Source organism: Arthrobacter zhaoxinii (assembly GCF_025244925.1).
In the GTDB taxonomy this organism is placed as follows: domain Bacteria; phylum Actinomycetota; class Actinomycetes; order Actinomycetales; family Micrococcaceae; genus Arthrobacter_B; species Arthrobacter_B zhaoxinii.
On sequence record NZ_CP104275.1, the window covers coordinates 868,899 to 890,690 of the forward strand.

General features: G+C 65.6%; 25 protein-coding genes. 14 read left to right on the plus strand and 11 right to left on the minus strand.

Features of this window, described 5'->3' with window-relative positions:
- Positions 1-72: 72 nt before the first annotated feature.
- Positions 73-1,545: a glutamate--cysteine ligase gene (locus N2K95_RS04085; protein ID WP_260653043.1), complete on the minus strand. Its 1,473-nt coding sequence runs from the start codon at positions 1,543-1,545 to the stop codon at positions 73-75.
- Positions 1,546-1,551: 6 nt separating this feature from the next.
- Positions 1,552-2,091, minus strand: a complete 540-nt coding sequence (locus N2K95_RS04090; protein WP_255793184.1) for an ABC transporter permease family protein — start codon at positions 2,089-2,091, stop codon at positions 1,552-1,554.
- Positions 2,092-2,320: 229 nt separating this feature from the next.
- On the opposite strand from N2K95_RS04090, the gene N2K95_RS04095 reads away from it, so the two are divergent.
- Genes N2K95_RS04095 through N2K95_RS04110 form a run of 4 tightly spaced genes read left to right on the plus strand, consistent with a single transcriptional unit; the run spans position 2,321 to position 4,408 of the window.
- Entirely contained in the window at positions 2,321-3,103 is a 783-nt protein-coding gene (locus N2K95_RS04095; protein ID WP_260653044.1) for a hypothetical protein, read from the plus strand.
- A complete protein-coding gene (locus N2K95_RS04100) occupies positions 3,103-3,528 on the plus strand; it encodes a phage holin family protein (RefSeq protein WP_255793186.1) in 426 nt (141 codons plus the stop codon). Before N2K95_RS04095 ends, N2K95_RS04100 begins: the two co-directional genes overlap by 1 nt.
- Positions 3,525-4,154, plus strand: coding sequence for a DUF3618 domain-containing protein (locus N2K95_RS04105; RefSeq protein ID WP_260653045.1), 630 nt, complete (start codon positions 3,525-3,527; stop codon positions 4,152-4,154). Before N2K95_RS04100 ends, N2K95_RS04105 begins: the two co-directional genes overlap by 4 nt.
- Before the next feature lie 44 nt (positions 4,155-4,198).
- Positions 4,199-4,408 carry a hypothetical protein gene (locus N2K95_RS04110; protein ID WP_255793188.1) on the plus strand — a complete coding sequence of 70 codons (210 nt, stop codon included), beginning with the start codon at positions 4,199-4,201 and terminating at the stop codon, positions 4,406-4,408.
- A 96-nt stretch (positions 4,409-4,504) separates the two neighbouring features.
- Here the strand turns inward: N2K95_RS04110 and N2K95_RS04115 are convergent, their stop codons facing one another.
- From N2K95_RS04115 to purU, 3 genes are all read right to left on the minus strand, one after another.
- Positions 4,505-5,593, minus strand: coding sequence for a Gfo/Idh/MocA family protein (locus tag N2K95_RS04115; RefSeq protein WP_260653046.1), 1,089 nt, complete (start codon positions 5,591-5,593; stop codon positions 4,505-4,507).
- Between the two features lie 117 nt (positions 5,594-5,710).
- The gene (locus N2K95_RS04120) at positions 5,711-6,238 is read right to left on the minus strand and encodes a gamma carbonic anhydrase family protein (RefSeq protein ID WP_260653047.1); all 528 of its coding nucleotides are present in this window, start codon (positions 6,236-6,238) and stop codon (positions 5,711-5,713) included.
- Between the two features lie 31 nt (positions 6,239-6,269).
- Complete coding sequence (purU, locus tag N2K95_RS04125; protein ID WP_260653048.1) at positions 6,270-7,145, minus strand: formyltetrahydrofolate deformylase; 876 nt, start codon at positions 7,143-7,145, stop codon at positions 6,270-6,272.
- A gap of 52 nt (positions 7,146-7,197) precedes the next feature.
- Between purU and N2K95_RS04130 the strand changes: the two genes are divergently transcribed.
- The gene (locus N2K95_RS04130; RefSeq protein ID WP_260653049.1) at positions 7,198-7,734 is read left to right on the plus strand and encodes a GNAT family N-acetyltransferase; all 537 of its coding nucleotides are present in this window, start codon (positions 7,198-7,200) and stop codon (positions 7,732-7,734) included.
- Here the strand turns inward: N2K95_RS04130 and N2K95_RS04135 are convergent.
- Positions 7,703-8,779: an NAD(P)/FAD-dependent oxidoreductase gene (locus tag N2K95_RS04135; RefSeq protein ID WP_260653050.1), complete on the minus strand. Its 1,077-nt coding sequence runs from the start codon at positions 8,777-8,779 to the stop codon at positions 7,703-7,705. The two genes, N2K95_RS04130 and N2K95_RS04135, sit on opposite strands and share 32 nt — an antisense overlap.
- A gap of 268 nt (positions 8,780-9,047) precedes the next feature.
- Between N2K95_RS04135 and glyA the strand changes: the two genes are divergently transcribed.
- The 5 genes from glyA to N2K95_RS04160 all read left to right on the plus strand — a co-directional run bounded on the left by glyA (position 9,048) and on the right by N2K95_RS04160 (position 14,117).
- Complete coding sequence (glyA, locus tag N2K95_RS04140) at positions 9,048-10,358, plus strand: serine hydroxymethyltransferase (protein ID WP_313771178.1); 1,311 nt, start codon at positions 9,048-9,050, stop codon at positions 10,356-10,358.
- A 20-nt stretch (positions 10,359-10,378) separates the two neighbouring features.
- On the plus strand, positions 10,379-11,353 hold the full coding sequence (locus tag N2K95_RS04145) for a bifunctional methylenetetrahydrofolate dehydrogenase/methenyltetrahydrofolate cyclohydrolase (protein WP_260653051.1): 975 nt from the start codon (positions 10,379-10,381) through the stop codon (positions 11,351-11,353).
- A 79-nt stretch (positions 11,354-11,432) separates the two neighbouring features.
- A complete protein-coding gene (locus N2K95_RS04150) occupies positions 11,433-12,398 on the plus strand; it encodes an ABC transporter ATP-binding protein (RefSeq protein WP_260653052.1) in 966 nt (321 codons plus the stop codon).
- Positions 12,391-13,287 carry an ABC transporter permease gene (locus N2K95_RS04155; protein ID WP_260653053.1) on the plus strand — a complete coding sequence of 299 codons (897 nt, stop codon included), beginning with the start codon at positions 12,391-12,393 and terminating at the stop codon, positions 13,285-13,287. The genes N2K95_RS04150 and N2K95_RS04155 overlap by 8 nt, the downstream gene beginning before the upstream one ends.
- A complete protein-coding gene (locus tag N2K95_RS04160) occupies positions 13,284-14,117 on the plus strand; it encodes an ABC transporter permease (RefSeq protein WP_260653054.1) in 834 nt (277 codons plus the stop codon). Before N2K95_RS04155 ends, N2K95_RS04160 begins: the two co-directional genes overlap by 4 nt.
- Positions 14,118-14,125: 8 nt before the next feature.
- Here the strand turns inward: N2K95_RS04160 and N2K95_RS04165 are convergent, their stop codons facing one another.
- Positions 14,126-14,647 (minus strand): O-acetyl-ADP-ribose deacetylase, encoded by a 522-nt coding sequence (locus N2K95_RS04165; RefSeq protein WP_260653055.1) that lies wholly within the window; start codon positions 14,645-14,647, stop codon positions 14,126-14,128.
- Between the two features lie 112 nt (positions 14,648-14,759).
- Here N2K95_RS04165 and N2K95_RS04170 point away from each other — a divergent pair, with 112 nt between their 5' ends.
- From N2K95_RS04170 to N2K95_RS04185, 4 genes are all read left to right on the plus strand, one after another.
- Positions 14,760-15,263 carry a hypothetical protein gene (locus N2K95_RS04170; protein WP_260653056.1) on the plus strand — a complete coding sequence of 168 codons (504 nt, stop codon included), beginning with the start codon at positions 14,760-14,762 and terminating at the stop codon, positions 15,261-15,263.
- A 114-nt stretch (positions 15,264-15,377) separates the two neighbouring features.
- Positions 15,378-16,205: an exodeoxyribonuclease III gene (locus N2K95_RS04175; protein WP_260653057.1), complete on the plus strand. Its 828-nt coding sequence runs from the start codon at positions 15,378-15,380 to the stop codon at positions 16,203-16,205.
- 11 nt (positions 16,206-16,216) lie between these two features.
- Positions 16,217-17,248 (plus strand): tryptophan--tRNA ligase, encoded by a 1,032-nt coding sequence (gene trpS / locus N2K95_RS04180; protein WP_260653058.1) that lies wholly within the window; start codon positions 16,217-16,219, stop codon positions 17,246-17,248.
- Between the two features lie 4 nt (positions 17,249-17,252).
- Positions 17,253-17,849 (plus strand): 2'-5' RNA ligase family protein, encoded by a 597-nt coding sequence (locus tag N2K95_RS04185; RefSeq protein WP_260653059.1) that lies wholly within the window; start codon positions 17,253-17,255, stop codon positions 17,847-17,849.
- On the opposite strand, the gene N2K95_RS04190 is transcribed toward N2K95_RS04185, so the two are convergent.
- From N2K95_RS04190 to N2K95_RS04205, 4 genes are all read right to left on the minus strand, one after another.
- Positions 17,846-18,622, minus strand: a complete 777-nt coding sequence (locus N2K95_RS04190) for an alpha/beta hydrolase family protein (RefSeq protein WP_260653060.1) — start codon at positions 18,620-18,622, stop codon at positions 17,846-17,848. The genes N2K95_RS04185 and N2K95_RS04190 overlap by 4 nt on opposite strands.
- An 80-nt stretch (positions 18,623-18,702) precedes the next feature.
- A complete protein-coding gene (locus N2K95_RS04195; RefSeq protein ID WP_227914227.1) occupies positions 18,703-19,479 on the minus strand; it encodes a succinate dehydrogenase iron-sulfur subunit in 777 nt (258 codons plus the stop codon).
- Positions 19,479-21,245, minus strand: coding sequence for a succinate dehydrogenase flavoprotein subunit (sdhA, locus tag N2K95_RS04200; protein WP_260653061.1), 1,767 nt, complete (start codon positions 21,243-21,245; stop codon positions 19,479-19,481). Before sdhA ends, N2K95_RS04195 begins: the two co-directional genes overlap by 1 nt.
- Positions 21,246-21,307: 62 nt before the next feature.
- Entirely contained in the window at positions 21,308-21,787 is a 480-nt protein-coding gene (locus N2K95_RS04205) for a succinate dehydrogenase hydrophobic membrane anchor subunit (RefSeq protein WP_260653062.1), read from the minus strand.
- Positions 21,788-21,792 lie beyond the last annotated feature (5 nt).

Here is a 21,792-nt window from a genome sequence, read left to right on the forward strand (position 1 = left end):
GCTAGCACTCGCCGGTTTTGAGTGCTAGGCCACAGCTGAGGTTTTTACTCCTCCGCGACGGTTTTTGCCCCGTCAGCCGAGGGGCCAGGAATGCACGGCCGCATTGGTGTGCATGTTCTCCCAATAGAGCCGTGAGAGCTCACCCAGGGCCGCCGGACGCTGCAGTCCGGAGGCTTCCAGCCGGCGCAGTGTGGAGATCTGCCAGGCAGCCCCGTTCTGCTCGGTGCGCGCACGCTCCGCCACGACACCCAGATAGCGGTCAATCAGGGACGAATCCACCTTCAATTCCCTGAGCCCTTCCGCAGCCTGCGGAATGAGGTGGCGCAGGATCAGTTCCGCCACCGGGATCTCGCCGATGCCCGGCCAGTAGACGGAAGCTTCCAGTCCGTGGCGGGCGCAGTTGAGGAAGTTGTCCGATGCTGTCTTGAAGGCAATGCGGCTCCACAGGGGGCGGTCGGAGGTGCGGAGGTACTCCACGAGACCGTAGTAGAACGCTGCGTTGGCGACCACGTCCAGGACGGACGGGCCGGCCGGCAGGACCCGGTTCTCCAGTCGCAGGTTGGGTGTCCCGCCGCTGCCCGGGTCATAGATGGGACGGTTCCAGCGGTAGACCGTGCCGTTGTGGAGGCGCAGCTCAGGCAGCAGCGGAGCGCCGAACGGGGTGGTTTCCGAGCCGTTGCCCGAAAGTTCCGGAAGCAGTGCGGGAAAGTAGCGTACGTTCTCCTCGAAGAGATCAAAGATCGAGGTGATCCAGCGTTCCCCGAACCAGACGCGCGGGCGCACGCCCTGATTGCGCATTTCCGGCGGGCGGGTGTCAATGGCCTGCTTGAAGAGTTCGATCCGGGTCTCGTGCCAGAGCACATGCTCCATGAAAATGGGTGAATTGGCAGCGAGGGCCACCTGCGGTGCGGCGATCATCTGCGCAGCGTTCCAGGCAGGCGCGAACTGATCGGGTGAGACTTCCAGATGCAGCTGGACCGACGTGCACGCGGCCTCCGGCGCGATGTTCTGGGCGTAGAAGGACAGGGGCTCCGGTCCAGACAGATCGAGGAGGACGTCCTCTCCCCGGGCCTGGAGGACGGAAGTATTCAGGGCGGCATAGCGCTGGCCGCTGCTGAGCCAGTCCCAGCCGTCCATGAAGCGGGGGGTCAGGGTGGGGAGGATTCCCACCATCATGATGTCCGCAGCTTCCTGTGCCGCCCGCTCGTCCGCTCTGTTCAGCTGCATCCGCAGGCTGTCCTCGAGTTCCTTCAGCCCGAACTGGCCCACCGACATTGCGGGGTGGTTCATTTCAATGTTGAAGGCACCGATCTCGGTCTGGAAGGCCGGATCGGCGATCCGCTCGAGGACAGCCGTGTTGCGCAGGGCAGGGGAGAAGTCCCGGTTGGTCAGGTTCAGCTCAAGTTCCAGGCCGATGCTGGCCGTGTCCGCAAACTGCGCGGTGGACAGGAAATGAGCGAAGTGATCGAGGTTTTCCAGCAGGCGCTGCCGGTAGGCCGTACGCTGCGCGCGGCTGAAAGTCCGGCTCGTGACTTCTGCACCCATGGCCCGTTACTTCTTTTTCAGTCCCTTGAGGACATTGGCCGGGCGTTGCATTTCACCGTGCTGGGCACCCATCACAATCACGGCACCGGAAAGGGCCGGGATGCTCCACTGCAGGATTTTCAGCTGGCGCTGGGCGGACTTCAGTTCCTTGGAGGCGCCTTCATGGGGCTCCGTGGCCCCCTGGCTGCCCTGCTCTGCCATCGCCCCGACCTTGCCGCCCAGGATGCCGGAATAGAGCGTAACCACGGCAGCAAGCACGGTGACCGCTGTCTTGTAGACGGTGAGGGGGCCGACTCCCTCCTGCTGGGACACCCGTGTCTTGTTGTCGCCGACCAGTGCAAGCCCGGCCAGGAAGTGCAGGCCGATTGCCCCGGCCTGTACGGGGGCCCATTTCTTCCAGCCGAGGGCGGACAACCGCGTCCGCTCGGTCGGATCCTTAGCCGCTGCGGCCGCGCCGTTCAGGCCAACGGCACCCATCAGGGAACCACCGAACCAGGCCGCGGCCGTGAGGTCATGGACAGAACGTGCTATGAGGTTTGCCGCCAAGGTGATGCTCCTGTGGGTTGTGGGCCAGCGGTGCATTTCGAACCGGACATCCGGCAGGGAACGGGTTCCGCGGCGCTTCTGAATCGGTGCAAGAAGAAAACCACGGGCAGGAGCTAATAGCAAGGGCACTTATGATCGTAACACGCTACACATTCGTAACTAAGTGTGCTTATTATCGTCGTACGGAACATCCGATCTTGATCAGCAGTTGCAATGACGAAAGAGAGCGATGATGACAGACAATTTCACTCCGCGTGACGGAAGCCATGCAGCATCCCCGGCCGGAAGCACCAGCGATTCCACGGCCGCTGCCAAGGCCGATGCGGCTAAGCAGCAGGCGGGTGACCTTGCCCAGCAGGCCAAGGGCAATGCGGCTCAGGTAGCAGAGACCGCCAAGTCCGAAGCAGCAGGCGTCGCTTCCGAGGTGAAGACCAATGCCAAGGACCTGTTCACCCAGGCGCGCTCCGATCTCACCGAGCAGGCAGGTACCCAGCAGCAGAAGGTTGCCGAAGGGCTCCGCTCCATGGCAGATGAGCTGCACTCAATGGCACAGTCCGGCCAGTCCGGTGTTGCCACGGACCTGGTAGGCCAGGCAGCCAGCCGTGCGTCCTCCGCCGCCACGTGGCTTGACGGACGAGACCCGGGATCCCTGCTGGATGAAGTCAAGGGCTTTGCCCGCCAGCGTCCCGTTGCCTTCCTCGCTATTGCAGCAGGCGCCGGCTTCCTCGCCGGACGCCTCAACAAGGGCCTGAGCGCCGGTCTTCCGAACCAGGGCGCAGCCGCCGCCGGATCCACCGGCCAGCACGTTGCACCGCCCGTACCGCCCGTGACGCCGGTGCCGCCGGCTCCGGGAACACAGCCCGTCGTCGGAACCAGCGGAACAGCCACCGACCCGTTCGGCTCCGAACCGGTACGCCCGGCCGGAACCGGCCCCGCGTCGGCCCAGACGCTTCCGCCCACCCCTTCCACCGGTGTTCCGGCAGCTGATCCCTACAGCGGTGGTCGGCACTAATGAGTACCGAACTCCCTCCCACCCCCGCGCAGGCTAAGGCGGAGTCCACGTCCCTGGGCGATCTGCTCAGCCAGGTAACGCAGGACATGTCCACCCTGATGCGTCAGGAAGTGGAGCTGGCGAAGGTAGAGCTGAAGCAGTCGGGGACCCGTGCGGGCAAGGGCGCCGGAATGTTCGGCGGAGCAGCCGTCGCAGGGTACTTTGTACTGCTCTTCCTGTCAGTCGCCCTCTGGTATGCACTGGGCACGACGGCGATCGGCTTCGGCTGGTCCGCTGTCATCGTGGCCGTTCTCTGGGCCATTGTTGCCGCCGTGCTGGCCTCCCGCGGGCGCAAGGAAATGAAGAAGATCAAGGGCATGCCGCAGACGGCCGAAACGCTGCAGGAGATCCCCCAGACGATGAAACCAAGCGAGGAAACACGATGAGTGAAAACCCGGATGAGATCCGCGCCGACATCGAAGCAACCCGCCGGCGCCTCGGCACCAATGTGGACGCAGTGGCGGACAAAGTAACTCCCTCCCACATCGTCCAGCGCCAGACGGACAAGATGAAGGACAAGGTATTCGGAGTAAAGGACAAGGTGATGGGTGTGGCCGATTCAATGGGTAACAGCGCAAGCAACACCGGTAGCAACATCAGCGGCAGCGTGTCCGACATGGGCGGCAGCGTCTCCGACGGCATGTCCGCCGCGGGCTCGGCTGTCCAGGGCGCACCGGCCAAGCTGGCCGGCCAGGCACAGGGCAACCCCGTTGCCGCCGGCCTGATTGCCTTCGGCGCCGGTTTGCTCGCAGCAACCCTGATCCCCGCCAGCAACAAGGAACGCGTTGCTGCGGACAACCTCAAGACCGCTGCTCAGCCGATGACGGATGAGCTGGCCGGAGCCGCCAAGGAAATGGCCGAGGGGCTCAAGGAGCCGGCGCAGGAAGCGGTTGAGAACATCAAGGCCACCGCCACCGACGCCGCGCAGAACGTGAAGTCCGAGGGCCAGGCTGCGGCCTCCGACGTCAAGGACTCCGCTTCGGACGCTCCCCAGAACGTGAAGAACGCATAACCCAGCAGCAAACCGCAGCGTCCCCTCTCAGCAAGGAGTACCTGATGCAGATCGACAAGCAGCAGATTATCGAATTCCTGAAGAACCGCGGCGACAGCTCAAAGGCCGGCCAGGCGGAGTCTGACCTGCCGGACAAGGTGGACACCGATAAAGATTCGGGTCTGCTGGAGAAACTGGGTGTGAACCCCAGGGACCTGCTCGGGAAACTACCGGGCGGCCTTGGCGGGAAGCTTCCGGGCGGTTTGGGCGGTTAGCCCGGACAATAACGACGGCGGTGCCGCACCTGCAAAGGTGCGGCACCGCCGTCGTTTGTTCGTTAAACCCGCTGGAAAACCCGCTGGCGGCTCCGGTCAGCGGGGAACGGGTGCTTCGTCATTGGTGTACAACACACCCATCTGCGCCCTTACGGCGTCAAAGAGCCGCATGGTCCGCAGGGAATCCGCCCAGGTCATGGTGGGGCTTTCGACCAGGCCCGCCTGGATGCAGCGGGTTACTTCCCGCAGTTCGTAGGTATAGCCGTTGCCGACCTGCGGGAAGCGCTCCACCCGGGTTTCTCCGGCCTGCGGAACGATGGTCAGTTCCACCGGGTTGTGCAGGGGTGACCCGGTGCGGAGCCATCCCTTGCTGCCGGAAATGACGGCGGTCCGCGGGGAGGAGGAGACCAGGGAAGAGGTCAGCTGCGCCAGGCCGCCGTTGGCGTATCCCAGCGTCAGCGCGTTCTGGGCGTCCACGCCGTCGGGATTGATACTGCCTACCGCGTGCACGGTCTCGGGATAACCGAGTGCGCCGAGGGCAAAGGTCAGCGGGTAGACCGTGAGGTCCAGCAGCGCTCCGCCGCCGGCGGCCGGGTCCCAGAGCCTGTTGGCCGGGTCATAGGCCGCCGGGAAGCCCAGGTCGGCCTGGACCCAGTTGATGTCCCCGAGTTCGCCCGAGGCAATCAGTTCCCAGATGCGGTTGATGCAGGGCAGGAACCGTGTCCAGACCGCTTCCATGAGGAACAGGTTCCGGGACCGGGCCAGTTCGATCAGGTCCTCGGCCTCGCGGGCATTGATGGTGAGCGACTTTTCGCACAGCACGTGCTTGCCGGCCTCCAGTGCGCGCCGGGCAATCCGGTAGTGCTGGGCATGCGGAGAAGCTACGTAGACAATGTCGACGTCGGGGTCGGCAAAGAGGTGGTCGTAGCCCGGAATGTCATCGGCATCGTAGTAGCTGCTGGCAAAACCGAAGCGGGCCGCGAAATCCTCTGCGCTGGCCTGCCGGCGGGAGCTGACGGCCTGCAGAACGGCGTCTTCGAGCCGGGCGATGTCTTCAGTGACACGCTCGGCAATGTTTCCGGTGGCGACTACGCCCCAGCGGAGGGTCCGGCCCGTGGACTGTACGGGGCTCGGCGCCCCCGGCTGTACACAGGGCGGGGTGGGAATGTGTTGAACGGCAGTCATGATCCTCGTCTTCCGCGTCGTTGCAGGGAATAACCCCACTCTATGGTTGGTGCAGGCCGGAGCCTAGTGCTGGTCTCCGAGTCCCTGCGGCGCGTCATACCGGCGCCGGCGGGCATGCTAGGGCCGGGCCGCAACGGCGGCGCGGTGGTCCGCGGCCGTCTGCCGGTAGTTTTCGGCATTGGCGCGCACCCCGGCGACCTCGTCGTCGGTGAGGCTTCGACGGACCTTCGCGGGCACGCCTGCCACCAGGGAACGTGGAGGTACCACCGTGCCTTCAAGGACGAGGGCACCGGCGGCCACCAGGGAACCGGCACCGATCACGGCGCCGTTCATGATGGTGGCGCTCATGCCGATCAGGCAGTCGTCTTCGACGGTGCAGCCGTGCACCACGGCGTTGTGGCCTACGCTGACGCGTTCACCGACCGACGTCGGGAAGCCGGGATCCGCGTGCAGCACCACGTTGTCCTGCAGATTGGTTCCGGCACCCACGCGGATGCTGTTGGAATCGCCGCGCACGCAGACGCCGTAGAAGGCGCTGGAGTCCGCCGCCATGGTGACGTCGCCGATCAGCGAGGCGGTGGGGGCGAGGAAGACGCTGGGATCAACGGCCGGGGCCTTGCCCCGGAGTTCAATAATGTGTGCCATGCCACCCAGCGTAGCGGCGCCGGGCGGAAGATCAGTTGAAGACGATGGTCCGCCGGCCGTCCAGCAGCACCCGGTGCTGGGCATGCCACTGCACCGCCTTGGACAGGGCCCGGCCCTCGACGTCGCTGCCCAGGGCGGCGAGCTGGGCGGCCGAACGGGCGTGGTCCACCCGGATGACCTCCTGCTCGATGATGGGGCCCTCGTCCAGATCGGAGGTGACGTAGTGCGCCGTGGCGCCGATCAGTTTCACGCCGCGGGCATGGGCCTGGTGATAAGGCCGGGCGCCCTTGAAGGACGGCAGGAAGGAGTGGTGGATGTTGATTGCGCGCCCGGCCAGGTCGCGGCAGAGGTCGGTACTCAGGATCTGCATGTACCGGGCCAGGACCACCAGTTCAATGTCCAGCTCCGCCATCAGCTCCCGCAGCCGGTTCTCCGCATCTCCCTTGGTGTCCGGGGTGACCGGAATGTGGTGGAACGGCACGCCGTAGAAGTCCGCGAGGGACTCCAGATCCCGGTGGTTCGAGACGATGGCCGGGACCTCTATCGGCAGCGTTCCGGCACGCTGCTGGAAGAGCAGGTCATTGAGGCAGTGGCCGGACTTCGATGCCATGATCAAGGTTCTGGTCCGCCGGCCGGCAGGGTGCAGTTCCCAGGCCATGCCGAATGCTGCCGCAGTGCCGGCGAGCTCGGCGTGAACCTGTTCATAGGAGTTCGGGGACCTGAAGTCCACCCGCATGAAGAAGGAGCCGGTCTCCGGGCTGCCGAACTGCGCGGACTCGGTGATGTTGCCTTCGGCAGCCACCAGCGAGGCGCTGACCGCGTGGACAATGCCCGGGCGGTCAGGGCAGGACAGTGTCAGGGTGTAGCCGTTGCCGGCCGCGGAGGCCCCGGGAATCGAAAAGGTCACGATGCCTAGGTTACCGGTTTCAGTGCTCCGGACTAGGGCCTAGGGTGGGCATATGGATGTGATGTTCCTGCCGTTCTCCGACAAGGACGAGGGAGAGCTGATCCGTTTCCTCACGACCAACAGCTTCCCGTATCACCGCATCAAGGCCCCGTCCGAGGGTCTGGTGCGGCGCCTGCTGATCGAGGGCCGGTTCGACGGCGACGGCGTGCGTACCTTCTGGGTGTTCGGCGACAACCACCGCATGGGCCTGGCCATCCTGGAGGACCTGGACACCAACACCCCCGTGCTGGACCTGCGGTTGGTGGAGAAGTTCCGCGGGCGGGGCAACGGGGTGCCGGTAACGAAAGCGCTGACGCGGAAGGTGTTTGACGACTACCCGGAGGCGCACCGGTTCGCCGGACGCATGCGGGAGGACAACATCGGCATGCGCAAGACGCTGATCCGTGCGGGTTTCCTGAAGGAAGCCCATCACCGCGAGGACTGGCCGCTGGAGGACGGGCGACGGGTGGCCACCGTGGTTTATGCCATCCTGCGCCGCGACTGGGAGCAGGGTACGGTTACGGCCTTTGAGTGGGAAGAACCCCGGTAGCCACCTGCTGCACGGCCTCGAGCGCTGCGGCCCGGCCGGCGCGGGTTGCCCCCAGCGTGGAGGAGGATTCCCCGTAGCCCACCAGCAGCAGGCGGGGCTCACGCACCACCCGTACGCCGTCCATCCGGATCCCGCCGCCGGGTTCACGCAGGCGAAGCGGCGCCAGATGGTCCAGGGCGGCGCGGAATCCGGTGGCCCACAGGACCGTGTCCACGGATTCATCGGACCCGTCCGCGAAGACAACACCGGTTTCGGTCAGGCGGCCGATCGGTCCGCGGGATACCAGCACCGCGTCCTCAATACCGCGGCGGTACTCCTCGGTCAGCGGCAGCCCCGTGGCTGAGACGACGCTCAGCGGCGGCAGCCCGGCACGGGTCCGTGCGCTGACCTTCGCTTCCACGGCCCGTCCCCACTCGGCGTCGAACGGGCGCAGCGTGAACTCCGGGGGCCGGCGGGTGGACCAGAGCGTTTCGACGCCGGCCCGGTGCAGCTGCAGCAGGAACTGTACGGCCGACGTGCCGCCGCCGACCACCAGGACCTTCTGTCCGGCGAAGTCCGCCACGCTGCGGAAGTCCCGGGTGTGCAGCTGCCGGCCGCGGAAGGATTCCCGCCCGGGGTAATAGGGCCAATAGGGCCGGTCCCACGTGCCGGTGGCGTTGATGACCACCCGGGCCTGCCACTCGCGTCCGTCCGCCGCGCGGACCGCCAGTCGTCCGCCGCTGCCCTCGGCCACGGCGGACACGGCAACGGGGCGGACGACGTCGAGCCCGAACTCGCGTTCATAGCGTCCGTAATACCGGGTGACGACGGCGGAGGCCGGTTCGGCGGGGTCGGGAGTGCCCAGCGGCATGCCGGGGAGGTCGTGCAGGGCATGTGCTGCACCGAAAGTGAGCGAATCCCAGCGGTGCCGCCAGGCCCCGCCCGGGCCGGGGTTAGCGTCCAGCACGGTGAACCCGGGGCCCGGCGGCAGGCTCCGGCGGTGCAGATGGTAGGCGGCGCTGAGGCCGGCCTGGCCGGCTCCGATCACCAGTACGTCCGTTTGCACCGCTTACCTCCTTTGACGAATCCTAACCGCGCCGGTGCGGAGGCTATTCCGGCCGGCCCCTGCATCCGGGGGACAGGGGAGGCTAGGATGGAAGGCGTCGCGACTGGCGTCAGGTGGATCACCACCGGGAAGCGGCACGGCGCCCTCAGCGGGTGCCTTGAAGACCACGGATCGCACGCCTGGGCCGAGGGTTACGAGCGAAACTGTTGTGCCATGCCCGCCGGTCCGCTCCACGGACCGGTGCTGACACAGCAGGTAGCCTGACCTATTGAGAACCTCTGCCCAGGAGATCCATGTGAGAGTATCCACCCAAAGCGTCACCAACGCGCCGCTTATCGATGTTGATCCCGAAATAGCGGCCGTCCTGAGAGATGAACTGTCCCGCCAGCGCGGCACCCTCGAAATGATTGCCTCGGAGAACTTCGCGCCGCGTGCGGTCCTGGAGACCTCCGGGTCGGTGCTCACAAACAAGTACGCCGAGGGTTATCCCGGCCGCCGCTACTACGGCGGCTGCGAACACGTTGATATCGCTGAGAACCTCGCCATCGAGCGGGCACGGACGCTGTTCGGTGCGGAGTTCGCCAACGTGCAGCCGCACTCGGGCGCGCAGGCCAACGCGGCGGCGCTCGCTGCCCTGATGAAACCCGGCGAGAAGCTCATGGGGCTGAACCTCGCCCACGGCGGGCACCTGACCCACGGCATGAAACTGAACTTCTCCGGCAAACTCTATGAGGTTGCCGCGTACGGCGTGGATGAGCAGACCTACCGGGTGGACATGGACCGGGTCCGCGAACAGGCGCTGGCTGAACGCCCGCAGGTTATCGTCGCCGGCTGGTCCGCCTACCCGCGGCAGCTGGACTTTGACGCCTTCCGTTCGATTGCCGACGAAGCGGGTGCCTACCTCTGGACGGACATGGCGCATTTCGCCGGCCTGGTGGCCGCGGGACTGCACCCGAGCCCGGTGCCGATGTCCGACGTCGTCACCTCCACCGTGCACAAGACCCTCGCCGGACCGCGCTCGGGAATGATCCTCGCCAAGCAGGAGTACGCGAAGAAGCTGAACTCTGCCGTCTTCCCCGGCCAGCAGGGCGGCCCGCTGATGCACGTGATTGCCGCGAAGGCCGTGGCGTTCAAGATCGCCGGGACCGAAGAATTCCGGGAACGGCAGGAGCGCGTGCTCGAGGGGGCGCGGATCATTGCCGAGCGCCTGAACGCGCCCGACGTCGCTGAGCACGGCGTTTCGGTGCTCACCGGCGGCACGGACGTGCACCTGATCCTGGTGGACCTGCGGCACTCCGCCCTGGACGGAAAGCAGGCGGAGGACCTGCTCGAGTCCGTGGGCATCACGGTGAACCGCAACTCCGTACCCTTCGACCCGCGGCCGCCCATGGTTACGTCCGGCCTGCGGATCGGCACCCCGGCGCTCGCGACCCGCGGCTTCGGCGCCCCGGAATTCACCGAGGTTGCCGAAATCATCGCCGCCGCACTGAAACCCGCTCCCGACGTCGAGGCCCTGCGGGGCCGCGTACGGGCGCTGGCAGACAATTTCCCGCTTTACCCCGGACAGGAGGAATGGTAACCGTGGAGAAAGGAACCAATATGGAGGGCGCCGTGACCGGTGAGGACACCAGCGTGAACCTCGGCTGGGACGTCAAGGAAAAGACCGATTTCGGCACTCCGGTTGCGGCGAAGATCCTGGACGGCCGTGCCGCCGCCCGGGAAATCAAGGAGGACCTGACCGAACGGGTGCGCGTGCTGAAGGAAGAGCACGGCATTACTCCGGGGCTGGGAACGGTGCTGGTGGGCGACGACCCCGCCAGCCACTCCTACGTCGGCGGCAAGCACAAGGACTGCAAGCAGGTGGGGATTAATTCCATCCGCCGGGACCTCCCCGGCGACATCAGCCAGGCAGACCTGGAAAAGGTCATCGATGAGCTGAACGAGGACCCGGCCACCACCGGCTACATTGTGCAGCTGCCGCTGCCGGCCCACATAGACGCCAACGCCATCCTGGAACGGATCGCCCCGGACAAGGACGCGGACGGACTGCACCCGGTCAACCTCGGCCGCCTGGTGCTCAACGTCAGCGAACCCATGACGTCCCCGCTGCCCTGCACACCGCACGGGATTGTGCAGCTGTTGGTCCGCAACGGGATCTCGCTGAACGGCAAGAAGGTCCTGGTGGTCGGACGCGGCGTCACCGTCGGGCGGCCGCTTGGCCTGCTCCTGACCCGCCGTCCGATCAACGCCACGGTCACCCTGGCGCACACCGGCACCGCGGACCTGTTCGAACATCTGCAGGCCGCCGACGTGGTGGTGGCGGCCGCCGGTTTCCCGGAAATGATCCGGGCCGAGGAGCTCAAGCCCGGAGCCATCGTGCTGGACGTCGGCGTCACCCGGGTCACCGACCCGGACACCGGAAAAACCACCCTGACCGGCGACGTCGACCCCGCGGCGGCCGACGTCGCGGGCTGGATCTCGCCCAACCCCGGCGGTGTGGGACCGATGACCCGGGCCATGCTGCTGGCCAACGTCGTGGAAGCAGCCGAACGGCAGGTCGGAATCCTGGTCTAGGCGCCTTCTTCGGCAGCAACGGAACGGACCGGCGCCGCTTGGTGCGCCGGTCCGGTCCGGGTCCACTACACTGTCGTGAGTGTCGCAGATCACATCAAGCAAAACCGTCCCCGAAACCCGCTCCGATTTCGTCATTTCCGCACGGAACCTGACCAAGTCCTACGGAGATTTCACCGCCGTCAACGGCATCTCCTTCGACGTTCCGCCGGGGGAGTCCTTCGGGCTCCTCGGGCCCAACGGTGCCGGGAAATCCACCACCATGAAGATGATCGGCGGCGTCGCCCAGCGCACCGCCGGAGACCTGAGCATTATGGGCCTGGATCCGAACCGGTACGGCCCCGAAGTCCGCGCCCACTTGGGCGTTGTGCCCCAGCAGGACAACCTGGACGAGGACCTGCGCGTGCGGGACAACCTCGTAGCCTACGGCCGCTACTTCGGCCTGCCCAAGAGCTACCTGCAGCCCAAGGCAGACGAACTGCTGGAATTCGCGCAGCTCACGGATAAGGCCAAGGCCCGTGTGGAGTCCCTCTCCGGGGGGATGAAGCGGCGCCTGACCATCGCCCGTTCCCTGATCAACGATCCCAAGATCCTGCTGCTGGACGAACCGACCACGGGCCTGGATCCCCAGGCCCGGCACATCCTCTGGGATCGGCTGTTCCGGCTCAAGGAAGCGGGCGTCACGCTGATCCTCACCACCCACTACATGGACGAGGCGGAGCAGCTGTGCGACCGGCTGATTGTGGTGGACAAGGGCGCGATCATGGCCGAGGGTTCCCCGGCCGCCCTGATCCGCGAGTACTCCACCCGCGAGGTGGTGGAGCTGCGGTTCGGATCGGAACGGAACACCACGGTGGCAGGCGAGCTTGAGGGAATCGGCGAGAGGCTGGAAACCCTCCCGGACCGGGTCCTGATCTACGCGGACGACGGCGAAGCCGCGCTGGACGCCGTAACGAGCCGGGGGCTGCGGCCCATCACGTCGCTGGTGCGCCGGTCCTCGCTGGAAGACGTGTTTCTCCGCCTGACGGGCAGGAGCCTCGTTGAGTAAGCCCGAAGCCGCCGCCGGCCCCGGCGTCCAACGCCATGAGGTGCTCGGGCTGCGGTCGCCGCTGACCCCGCGCCAAACCGCCGCCCGGGCGCGGCGCTTCGGTTCCTTCTACTACGCAGACATGTGGATCCGCCGGATGCGCGGCTACCAGGGGACCGTGCTGATGACCGCCGTGGGCACTCCGCTGGTCTACCTGCTGGGCATGGGTACGGGCCTGGCCGTGCTGATCGACGGGAACTCGAATGCGGGTTTCCCGGGCGCCGACGGCTCGACTGTGTCCTACCTGATGTTCCTGGGACCGGCCCTCGTGGCAACCGCCGCCCTGATGGTCTCCAGCGAGGAAAACACCTACACCGTCATGGGCGGGTTCAAATGGCACCGCACCTACTACGGACCCAATGCCTCTCCGCTTTCCAGCGGGCAGATTGCCCTCGGACATGTCCTGGGACTGACCGTCCGCATCCTGCTGACCACGGGCATCTACTACCTGTTCCTGGTGCTCTTCGGGGCGGTGGCGCAGCCCGCAACCGGCTGGCTGATGATCTTCACCGCACTGCTGGCCGGACTGGCCTTCGGGATGCCGCTCATGGCCTTCAGCGCCACCCTGAAAGAGGATAAGGGGCAGTTCGCCCTGGTCCAGCGGTTCATTGTGATGCCGCTGTTCCTGTTCTCCGGGACCTTCTTTCCGCTGGAGTCGCTGCCGCTGGCTGTCCGCTGGATCGGCTGGATCTCACCGCTCTGGCATTCGACCGAACTGGGCCGGGTGCTCAGCTACGGGCACCCGGAACCGGCCGCCATGACCGCCGTCCACGTGGTGTACCTGCTGGTCCTGACCTTCGGCGGGCTGCTGCTGGCCCGGCGGAACTTCACGAGGAGGCTCGACGGATGAGCATCGAAAACCGCACGGCGCCCACGGTGCTTGTACCGCAGGACCGGTTCCTCGGCTCGCTGTACGGGCGGAACATCCGTGCCGTGATTGCCCGCGGGCTCAAGGCCACGTGGGGCACTAACTGGAGCATCATGGTCAGCGGGTTCGTCGAACCGGTGCTGTACCTGGTGGCCATGGGTATTGGCCTGGGTGCCCTGGTGGGGGCGGTCACCGGCCCGGGCGGGCAGGAAATGGAGTATGCCAACTTCATCGCACCGGCGCTGCTGGCAGTCTCCGCGATGAACGGCGCGGTGTATGACTCCACCATGAACGTGTTCTTCAAGCTCAACTACGCCCGCCTCTACGAGGGCATGCTCTCGACGCCGCTGGGTCCGCTGGACGTGGCGATGGGGGAGATCTTCCTGGCCCTGCTCCGCGGTGCGCTCTATGCCACCGGCTTTACCGCCGTGATGGGCGCGATGGGACTGATCACCTCGCCCTGGGCGCTGCTGATGATTCCGGCAGCCGTGGTGATCGCGTTCGGCTTCGCCTCCTTCGGGATGGCCGTGACCAGTTACATGAAGACGTTCCAGCAAATGGACTGGATCCAAATGATCATGCTGCCCATGTTCCTGCTCTCTGCCACCTTCTACCCGCTGAGTGTCTACCCCGAGGCGGTGCAGTCGGTGATCCAGGCGCTGCCGCTCTGGCACGGCGTGGAACTGCTCCGGCAGATCAGCGTGGGCATCTTCAGCTGGGGGACGGCAGGGCATCTGCTCTACTTCGTGGTGATGATCGTCCTGGGCCTGACCTTGACCACAAACAGGCTCCGGGTGCTGTTTTTGAAGTAGGCGTCGGGTCAGCCGGCCAGCTGCTCATATTTGCGGGTGAAGATCCCGGCCAGGCGGTCATTGAACAGCACGAACTCCGCGCGCTTCAACGTCCCCGGGGTGTGGTCCAGGACCTCCTGCAGCCCGATGCCGGCCACGGTCTCCGGGTCCCAGCCGTAAATGCCGGCGCTCACGGCCGGGAAGGAAATGCTCTGGGCGCCCAGCTCCTCGGCTGCGGCCAGGGCGGTGCGGAAGCAGGACCTCAGCAGTTCCGGGTCCGTTTCGCCTGCCCCGGCATTGGGCCCCACGGTGTGCACCACCCACCGGGCGGGCAGGTCGAACGCCTCGGTAGCCACGGACAGGCCGGTGGGCAGCCCCTGCGGCAGTGACGTCTTCCGCAGTTCCCTGCAGGCAGCGAGCAGCTTCGGGCCGGCGGCACGGTGGATGGCCCCGTCCACTCCGCCGCCGCCCAGCAGGGATGAGTTGGCCGCGTTGACGATGACGTCGGTATCCCGCCGGGTGATGTCGCCGGTGGCAATGGTGATCTGCATCGAGCCAGTCTGCCACTGCCGCGGGCCTGCTGCCACCGCGTGCGGAAGCAGGCGCAGGCGCGCAGAGCGAACACGGCACCGGGCACCTGTCTGAGTTTGAGAGAATAAAACCATGCAGTCGATCCGAAACGGCAAGACGCCGTCGTCCTCGTCCACGCCCGGCCGCGGCATCAGCCGCAGGATGGGCTCCACGGGCATCGTCGTGATGCTCATTGTCTTCCTGGTGGCGGTGGTTTTCGCCGCCAACCAGAATGACGTCATTGGCTGGCTGGTGGTCATCGTGTCCCTGGGCTGGCTGTTCCTCGCCACGTTCGTGGTCTTCTCCGTTCGGGGCGCCACCCGCAAGGCCACCGCAAAGCTTGCCGGTGCCGCCGCCGGCGCTGCTCCCCGCAGCGGAGTGCAGGTTGTGGATGAAAGCACCACCGTCCGTGACCGGAAACTGGACCACAGCTTCAAGATCATCCAGGTCCAGGCCAAGGTCATTACGGAGAACCTGGACACCGACCGGGAAATGGTCGACCGTGCCCTGGAGACCATCGAAATCACGGCGTCCAACGGCCGTGGCATGATCAAGAAGAACGACGGCGGGCCGGTCGAAGGCACCATCGTCGACTAGTTTCCCTCCACCGCCGGCGGAACCGCAGCACCGCTGCCCGCCGGATCCGCGTTTCGGGATGAACAGCTACTGAGGAGTATGGTTATTCGCGTGAGTTCGGCATCGACAGGGACTATGGACAGTTCCGGGAAAGCACTGCGCATTGCGTCTGTGAATGTCAACGGCATCCGCGCCGCCTACAAGCGGGGAATGGCCGATTGGCTCGCAGCCCGCGATCTGGACATCCTGTGCCTGCAGGAGGTGCGCGCGCCCGACGCCATCCTGAAGGACCTGCTCGGTGATACCTGGCACGTCCAGCACGCCGAATGCCTCGATGCCAAGGGCCGTGCCGGCGTCGCCATCGCTTCCCGCACCGCGCCGGTGGCGGTCCGCGAACACATCGGCGACGAGTACTTCGCACGCTCCGGCCGCTGGGTTGAGGCAGACTTCAAGGTTTCCGTGGAGGGTGAGGAGAAAATCCTCACCGTCGTCAGTGCGTACGTCCATTCAGGCGAGGTGGACACCCCCAAGCAGGTGGACAAGTACCGCTTCCTCGACACCATGGCCGCCCGGCTGCCCGCCCTGGCGCAGTCCAGCGACTTCGTGCTGGTGGTCGGTGACCTGAACGTGGGCCACACGCCCTTGGATATCAAGAACTGGAAGGGCAACGTCAAGCGCGCCGGTTTCCTCCCCGAGGAACGTGCCTACTTTGACCGCTTCTTCGGCGAGGAAATCGGCTACACGGATGTGCACCGTTCCCTGGCCGGCGAGGTCAACGGACCCTACACCTGGTGGTCCTGGCGCGGACAGGCGTTCGACAACGACTCCGGCTGGCGGATCGATTACCACATGGCCACTCCGGAGCTGGCGGCACGGGCTGCCAACGCCGTCGTTGACCGCGCACCTACCTACGACTCCCGCTTCTCAGACCACGCTCCAGTAGTGATCGACTACCAGTTCTAAGGGTTCCTTCCATGACATCTGAGTCTTCCAGCCGCCGGCGCATCCTCTCGGGGATGCAGCCCTCCGCTGATTCCCTGCACCTGGGCAACTACCTCGGAGCGCTCGTGAACTGGGTGCGGCTCCAGAACGAGTACGACGCCTACTTCTTCATCCCGGACCTGCACGCCATCACCGTGCCGCAGGATCCCGAGGACCTGCGCAAGCGCACCCGCGTCACCGCAGCCCAGTACATCGCGGGCGGTGTCGACGTGGACAAGGCCACCCTGTTCGTGCAGTCCCAGGTGCCGGAGCACGCCCAGCTGGCCTGGGTGCTGAACTGCCTCACCGGTTTCGGTGAAGCCTCCCGCATGACGCAGTTCAAGGACAAGCAGCAGCGCTTCGGTGCCGACTCGGCCAGCGTGGGTCTGTTCACGTACCCGATCCTGCAGGTGGCCGACATCCTGCTCTACCAGCCGCACGGTGTACCCGTCGGCGAGGACCAGCGCCAGCATGTAGAGCTCAGCCGGGACCTGGCGAAGCGCTTTAACACGCGCTTCGGTGACACCTTCGTGGTGCCGGAGGTCTTCATCCAGAAGGAAGCGGCGAAGATCTACGACCTGCAGAACCCGACGGCGAAGATGTCCAAGTCGGCTGCCTCGCCGGCCGGGCTGATCAACCTCCTCGACGAGGATAAGGTGATTGCCAAGCGGATCAAGTCGGCAGTGACCGATGACGGCAGCGAAGTCCGGTTTGACCGGGACACCAAGCCGGGAATCACCAACCTGCTGTCCATCTACTCTCTGATTACCGGGCGCAGCGTGGAAACCCTGGAGAAGGAGTACGAGGGGAAGATGTACGGACACCTGAAGGTGGACCTGGCCGACGCGGTCACCGAACACATCCGGCCCATCCGTGAACGCGCCCTGCATCTGCTGGACGATCCGGCCGAGCTGGACCGCCTGCTGGCCGTGGGAGCGGCCAAGGCACGGGAGTCAGCCTCGGCGACCCTCGCGGACGTGTACAACAAGGTCGGCTTCCTGCCGCTGGGCAGCGTCACCGCATAGTCCCATGAGAATCTCCGAATCCCTCGACCAGGACATGGCAGCCGGCGCCCTGAACGGCAGCCACGCTCCTCAATGCGCTGCGCGCTGCGTCGGGATAGTCATTGCGGTTCCGGAGCCGATGGCAAGCGAGCTGAAGGATGCCCGCGCTTCCTTCGGGGATCCCCTGGCGGCGGTGATCCCGGCGCACATCACCCTGGTGACCACCACGGAAACCGACGACTGGGAAGCGACGCTGAACCATGTGCGGGACGTTGCTGCGGCGCAGAAGCCGTTCCGGGTGACCCTGGACGGGACCGCATCCTTCCGCCCCGTTTCGCCGGTGGTCTACCTGAACGTCGGCGAAGGCTTTGACGAGTGCACCGCGCTGCACAAGGAACTCCAGAGCGGCCCGCTGGCACGTGAGCTGGCCTTCCCGTTCCATCCGCACGTCACGGTGGCGCACGACATCAGCGAGCAGGGCATGGACGAAGCCGTCCGCCGGCTGAGCGGTTATTCCGCCGGCTTTACCGTGGACCGCGTGGGTCTTTATGAACACGATGCCACCGGCCTGTGGAAGCTGCACGAGCACGTCCGGCTGGGGGCACGGGACCGGCGGAGCTAGGAATCTCCGTCGAGATCCAGATAGGTCCCGGCCCACGCCGCGATGATGGCTGCCGCCCTGGTGGTCTGTTTGCGCTCCACCATCAGGTGGTCGCTGCCCTCCAGCGAGATGAAGTTCCGCGGATGGCGTGCCGTCCGGAAGATTTCACTCGCGTTCTCGATCCCGACGGTGTTGTCGGTGGGGGAGTGCATCACCAGCAGCGGCAGGTGCAGCTCCCTGATGCTGTCCGTGAGGTTGTGGCTGTGCAGGTCCTCGATGAGGTGCCGGCGGATTTCCAGCTCCCCGCCGCCGAGGTCCACGGACGCTGACCCCTGTTCGGCAATCCGGTCCAGCTCCGATTCGAAGAGATGGACCACGTGGGAGGGCCGGAAGGGCGCGGCGATGGTCACCACGGCGTCCAGCCCGGACACCCGGGACGCCGCCGCCAGGACGGCCGCGCCGCCGAGTGAATGGCCGATCAGCAGGGAAGCGGGGCGGCCGGTGTCCGCCATGAACCCGCACGCACTGAGAACGTCGGCCACTTTGGTGCTGAAGCTGCCGTCTTCCCACTTGCCGGTGGACCCGCCCAGTCCGGCGGCGTCGTAGCGCAGCACGCCGATACCGTGGCCGGCCAGCGCCTTGGAAATCCGGGACGCGGCGGCACTGTTCTTGCCCAGGGTGAAGCCGTGGCAGAAGACGGCCCAGGCACGGGCACCGCCGTCGGGAATGTCCACGGTCCCTGCGAGCGTGGTCCCGTTGACGCCGGGAAAGGAAACGGATTCAAACGAAGGCATGGGTCAACTCTACCCAGAACGCAAAAGGCGCCGGCCGGCGGTAAAAACCGCTGGCCGGCGCCTTTGCAGCGCAGGACTGGCTAGAGCGAGCGGGCCAGGATGGCCTGCTTGACCTCGGAGATGGCCTTGGTGACCTGGATGCCGCGGGGGCAGGCTTCCGAGCAGTTGAAGGTGGTGCGGCAGCGCCACACGCCTTCCTTGTCGTTCAGGATCTCCAGGCGCATGTCGCCGGCGTCGTCACGCGAATCGAAGATGAAGCGGTGCGCATTGACGATTGCCGCCGGGCCGAAGTACTGGCCGTCGGTCCAGAAGACCGGGCAGGAGGACGTGCACGCAGCGCACAGGATGCACTTGGTGGTGTCGTCAAAACGCTCACGGTCCTCGGCGGACTGCAGGCGTTCCTTCGTCGGCTCGTGGCCCTTGGTGACCAGGAACGGCATGATCTCGCGGTAGGACTGGAAGAACGGCTCCATGTCCACGATCAGGTCCTTTTCCACCGGCAGGCCCTTGATGGGCTCGACGAGGATGGGCTTGGAGGTGTCCAGGTCCTTCAGCAGGGTCTTGCAGGCCAGGCGGTTGCGGCCGTTGATGCGCATGGCATCGGAGCCGCAGACACCGTGGGCGCAGGAGCGGCGGAAGGAAACCGAGCCGTCATGCTCCCACTTGACCTTGTGCAGGGCGTCCAGCACGCGGTCCGTGCCGTACATGGTCAGCTTCCACTCGTCCCAGTAGGCTTCGTCGGAAACCTCGGGGTTGTAGCGGCGGACCTTCAGCGTGATCTCGAACGACGGGATCTCTCCGCCGATCGACTCGGGGAGCTCTACCTTCGAGGCCGGCTCGGCGATTTCGGTTGTCATTAGTACTTCCTCACCATCGGCTCGTAGCGCGTGAAAATGACCGGCTTGGTGTCCAGCCGAATGCCGGCGGTGTGCTCGGTGTTTTCGGCTTCGTCAACCTTGTAGGCCATGGAATGCTTCATGAAGTTCTCGTCGTCGCGCTCCGGGAAGTCCTCGCGGAAGTGTCCGCCGCGGGATTCGGTCCGGTGCAGGGCGGCAACGCTCATGACTTTCGCGAGTTCCAGGAGGAAGCCCAGCTCCACGGCCTCAAGGAGGTCGAGGTTGAAGCGCTTGCCCTTGTCCTGGACGCTGATCTTCTGGTACCGCTCCTCGAAGGAGGCGATGTCCGTCAGGACCTTCTGGATGGTGTCCGCCGTGCGGAACACCTGCATGTTCAGGTCCATGGTGTTCTGCAGGTCACGGCGGATTTCGGAGACACGCTCGGTGCCTTCGGAATTGCGCACATGGTCCAGCAGGGTGACCGTGTCCAGTTCGGAATTCTCCGGCAGATCAACAAAGTCTGCGGTCAGCGCGTATTCGGCAGCATAGATGCCGGCCCGCTTGCCGAAGACGTTGATGTCCAGCAGCGAGTTGGTGCCCAGGCGGTTGGAGCCGTGTACGGACACGCAGGCCACTTCGCCGGCCGCGTACAGGCCCGGAATCACGGTGTCGTTGTCCTGGAGGACCTCGGCCTTGATGTTGGTGGGGATGCCGCCCATCACGTAGTGCGCCGTCGGGAACACCGGCACCGGCTCGGTGTAGGGCTCCACACCGAGGTAGGTCCGGGCGAACTCGGTGATGTCCGGAAGCTTCGCATCAATGTGCGCCGGTTCCAGGTGCGTCAGGTCCAGCAGGACGTAGTCCTTGTTCGGGCCGCAGCCGCGTCCCTCACGGACCTCGTTGGCCATGGAACGTGCCACGATGTCACGCGGGGCCAGGTCCTTGATGGTCGGGGCGTAACGCTCCATGAAGCGTTCACCCTCGGAGTTGCGGAGGATGGCACCTTCGCCGCGGGCGGCCTCCGAGAGGAGGATGCCCAGCCCGGCCAGGCCGGTCGGGTGGAACTGGATGAACTCCATGTCCTCCAGGGGGATGCCCCGGCGGAAAGCGATGCCCATGCCGTCACCGGTCAGGGTGTGTGCGTTAGACGTGGTCTTGTAGACCTTGCCGGCACCGCCGGAGGCGAACACCACGGACTTGGCCTGGAAGATGTGCAGCTCGCCGGTGGCCAGGTCGTAGGAAACGACACCTGCAACCCGCTTCTGGCCGTTGAGGTCAACAACGGTAATGAGGTCCAGGACGTAGTACTCGTTGTAGAACTCGACGTTGTGCTTGACGCAGTTTTGGTAGAGCGTCTGCAGGATCATGTGGCCCGTGCGGTCCGCGGCGTAGCAGGCGCGGCGGACCGGTGCCTTGCCGTGGTCGCGGGTGTGTCCGCCGAAGCGGCGCTGGTCAATGCGGCCTTCGGGCGTCCGGTTGAACGGCAGGCCCATCTTCTCCAGGTCCAGCACGGCGTCGATGGCTTCCTTGGCCATGACCTCGGCTGCATCCTGGTCCACCAGGTAGTCACCGCCCTTGACGGTGTCGAAGGTGTGCCATTCCCAGTTGTCTTCTTCGACGTTGGCAAGTGCTGCGCACATGCCGCCCTGCGCGGCGCCGGTGTGGGAGCGGGTGGGGTACAGCTTGGTCAGTACCGCCGTACGCGCACGCTGACCTGATTCGATGGCGGCACGCATACCGGCGCCGCCGGCGCCGACGATGACGACGTCGTACTTATGGACCTGCATAGCAGATGCTCTTTCTGTTGAAACTACTAGAAATTCGTGGGCCCGGAATGACCACGCGGCCCTTAGGCCCCGCAGAACTCCTGGAGGGTCTCCGACGACGCGCCTGCGAGGCAGGGGTCAAAGGTGAAGATGACCAGGGTGCCAAGGACGATGATCACGAAGGTCGCGACATAGAGGACGGTCTTGAGCCACATGCGCGTGGACTTCTTGTCCCCGTAGTCGTTGATGATGGTGCGGACGCCGTTGGTGCCGTGAAGCATGGCCAGCCACAGCATGACCAGGTCCCAGACCTGCCACAGCGGGCTGGCCCACTTGCCGGCAACGAAGCCGAAGTCCACGGCGTGGATGCCGTCGCCCACGACCAGGTTCATAAACAGGTGGGTGAAGATCAGGACCACCAGGATCACGCCGGACACGCGCATGAACAGCCAGGCAAACATTTCAAAGTTGCCGCCGCCCGAGGAATTGCGGGTGTAGCGCGGGGCGATGCGTCCTGAACGGGGTGCTTCGAGGGCGTGGGCTTCGTTAGTAGATGTGCTCATTGGTT

What these genes read in the sequence shown, in the direction of transcription:
- N2K95_RS04165 (WP_260653055.1), bottom strand. Translation starts at nt 14,647, where the DNA reads ATGCAGATCACCATTGCCACCGGCGACATCACCCGGCGGGATACCGAC.
- N2K95_RS04170 (WP_260653056.1), top strand. Translation starts at nt 14,760, where the DNA reads ATGCAGTCGATCCGAAACGGCAAGACGCCGTCGTCCTCGTCCACGCCC.
- N2K95_RS04195 (WP_227914227.1), bottom strand. Translation starts at nt 19,479, where the DNA reads ATGACAACCGAAATCGCCGAGCCGGCCTCGAAGGTAGAGCTCCCCGAG.
- N2K95_RS04190 (WP_260653060.1), bottom strand. Translation starts at nt 18,622, where the DNA reads ATGCCTTCGTTTGAATCCGTTTCCTTTCCCGGCGTCAACGGGACCACG.
- trpS (WP_260653058.1), top strand. Translation starts at nt 16,217, where the DNA reads ATGACATCTGAGTCTTCCAGCCGCCGGCGCATCCTCTCGGGGATGCAG.
- N2K95_RS04085 (WP_260653043.1), bottom strand. Translation starts at nt 1,545, where the DNA reads ATGGGTGCAGAAGTCACGAGCCGGACTTTCAGCCGCGCGCAGCGTACG.
- N2K95_RS04205 (WP_260653062.1), bottom strand. Translation starts at nt 21,787, where the DNA reads ATGAGCACATCTACTAACGAAGCCCACGCCCTCGAAGCACCCCGTTCA.
- N2K95_RS04160 (WP_260653054.1), top strand. Translation starts at nt 13,284, where the DNA reads ATGAGCATCGAAAACCGCACGGCGCCCACGGTGCTTGTACCGCAGGAC.
- N2K95_RS04100 (WP_255793186.1), top strand. Translation starts at nt 3,103, where the DNA reads ATGAGTACCGAACTCCCTCCCACCCCCGCGCAGGCTAAGGCGGAGTCC.
- N2K95_RS04120 (WP_260653047.1), bottom strand. Translation starts at nt 6,238, where the DNA reads ATGGCACACATTATTGAACTCCGGGGCAAGGCCCCGGCCGTTGATCCC.
- N2K95_RS04175 (WP_260653057.1), top strand. Translation starts at nt 15,378, where the DNA reads ATGGACAGTTCCGGGAAAGCACTGCGCATTGCGTCTGTGAATGTCAAC.
- N2K95_RS04130 (WP_260653049.1), top strand. Translation starts at nt 7,198, where the DNA reads ATGGATGTGATGTTCCTGCCGTTCTCCGACAAGGACGAGGGAGAGCTG.
- N2K95_RS04185 (WP_260653059.1), top strand. Translation starts at nt 17,253, where the DNA reads ATGAGAATCTCCGAATCCCTCGACCAGGACATGGCAGCCGGCGCCCTG.
- N2K95_RS04115 (WP_260653046.1), bottom strand. Translation starts at nt 5,593, where the DNA reads ATGACTGCCGTTCAACACATTCCCACCCCGCCCTGTGTACAGCCGGGG.
- N2K95_RS04095 (WP_260653044.1), top strand. Translation starts at nt 2,321, where the DNA reads ATGATGACAGACAATTTCACTCCGCGTGACGGAAGCCATGCAGCATCC.
- sdhA (WP_260653061.1), bottom strand. Translation starts at nt 21,245, where the DNA reads ATGCAGGTCCATAAGTACGACGTCGTCATCGTCGGCGCCGGCGGCGCC.
- N2K95_RS04145 (WP_260653051.1), top strand. Translation starts at nt 10,379, where the DNA reads ATGGAGGGCGCCGTGACCGGTGAGGACACCAGCGTGAACCTCGGCTGG.
- N2K95_RS04110 (WP_255793188.1), top strand. Translation starts at nt 4,199, where the DNA reads ATGCAGATCGACAAGCAGCAGATTATCGAATTCCTGAAGAACCGCGGC.
- N2K95_RS04105 (WP_260653045.1), top strand. Translation starts at nt 3,525, where the DNA reads ATGAGTGAAAACCCGGATGAGATCCGCGCCGACATCGAAGCAACCCGC.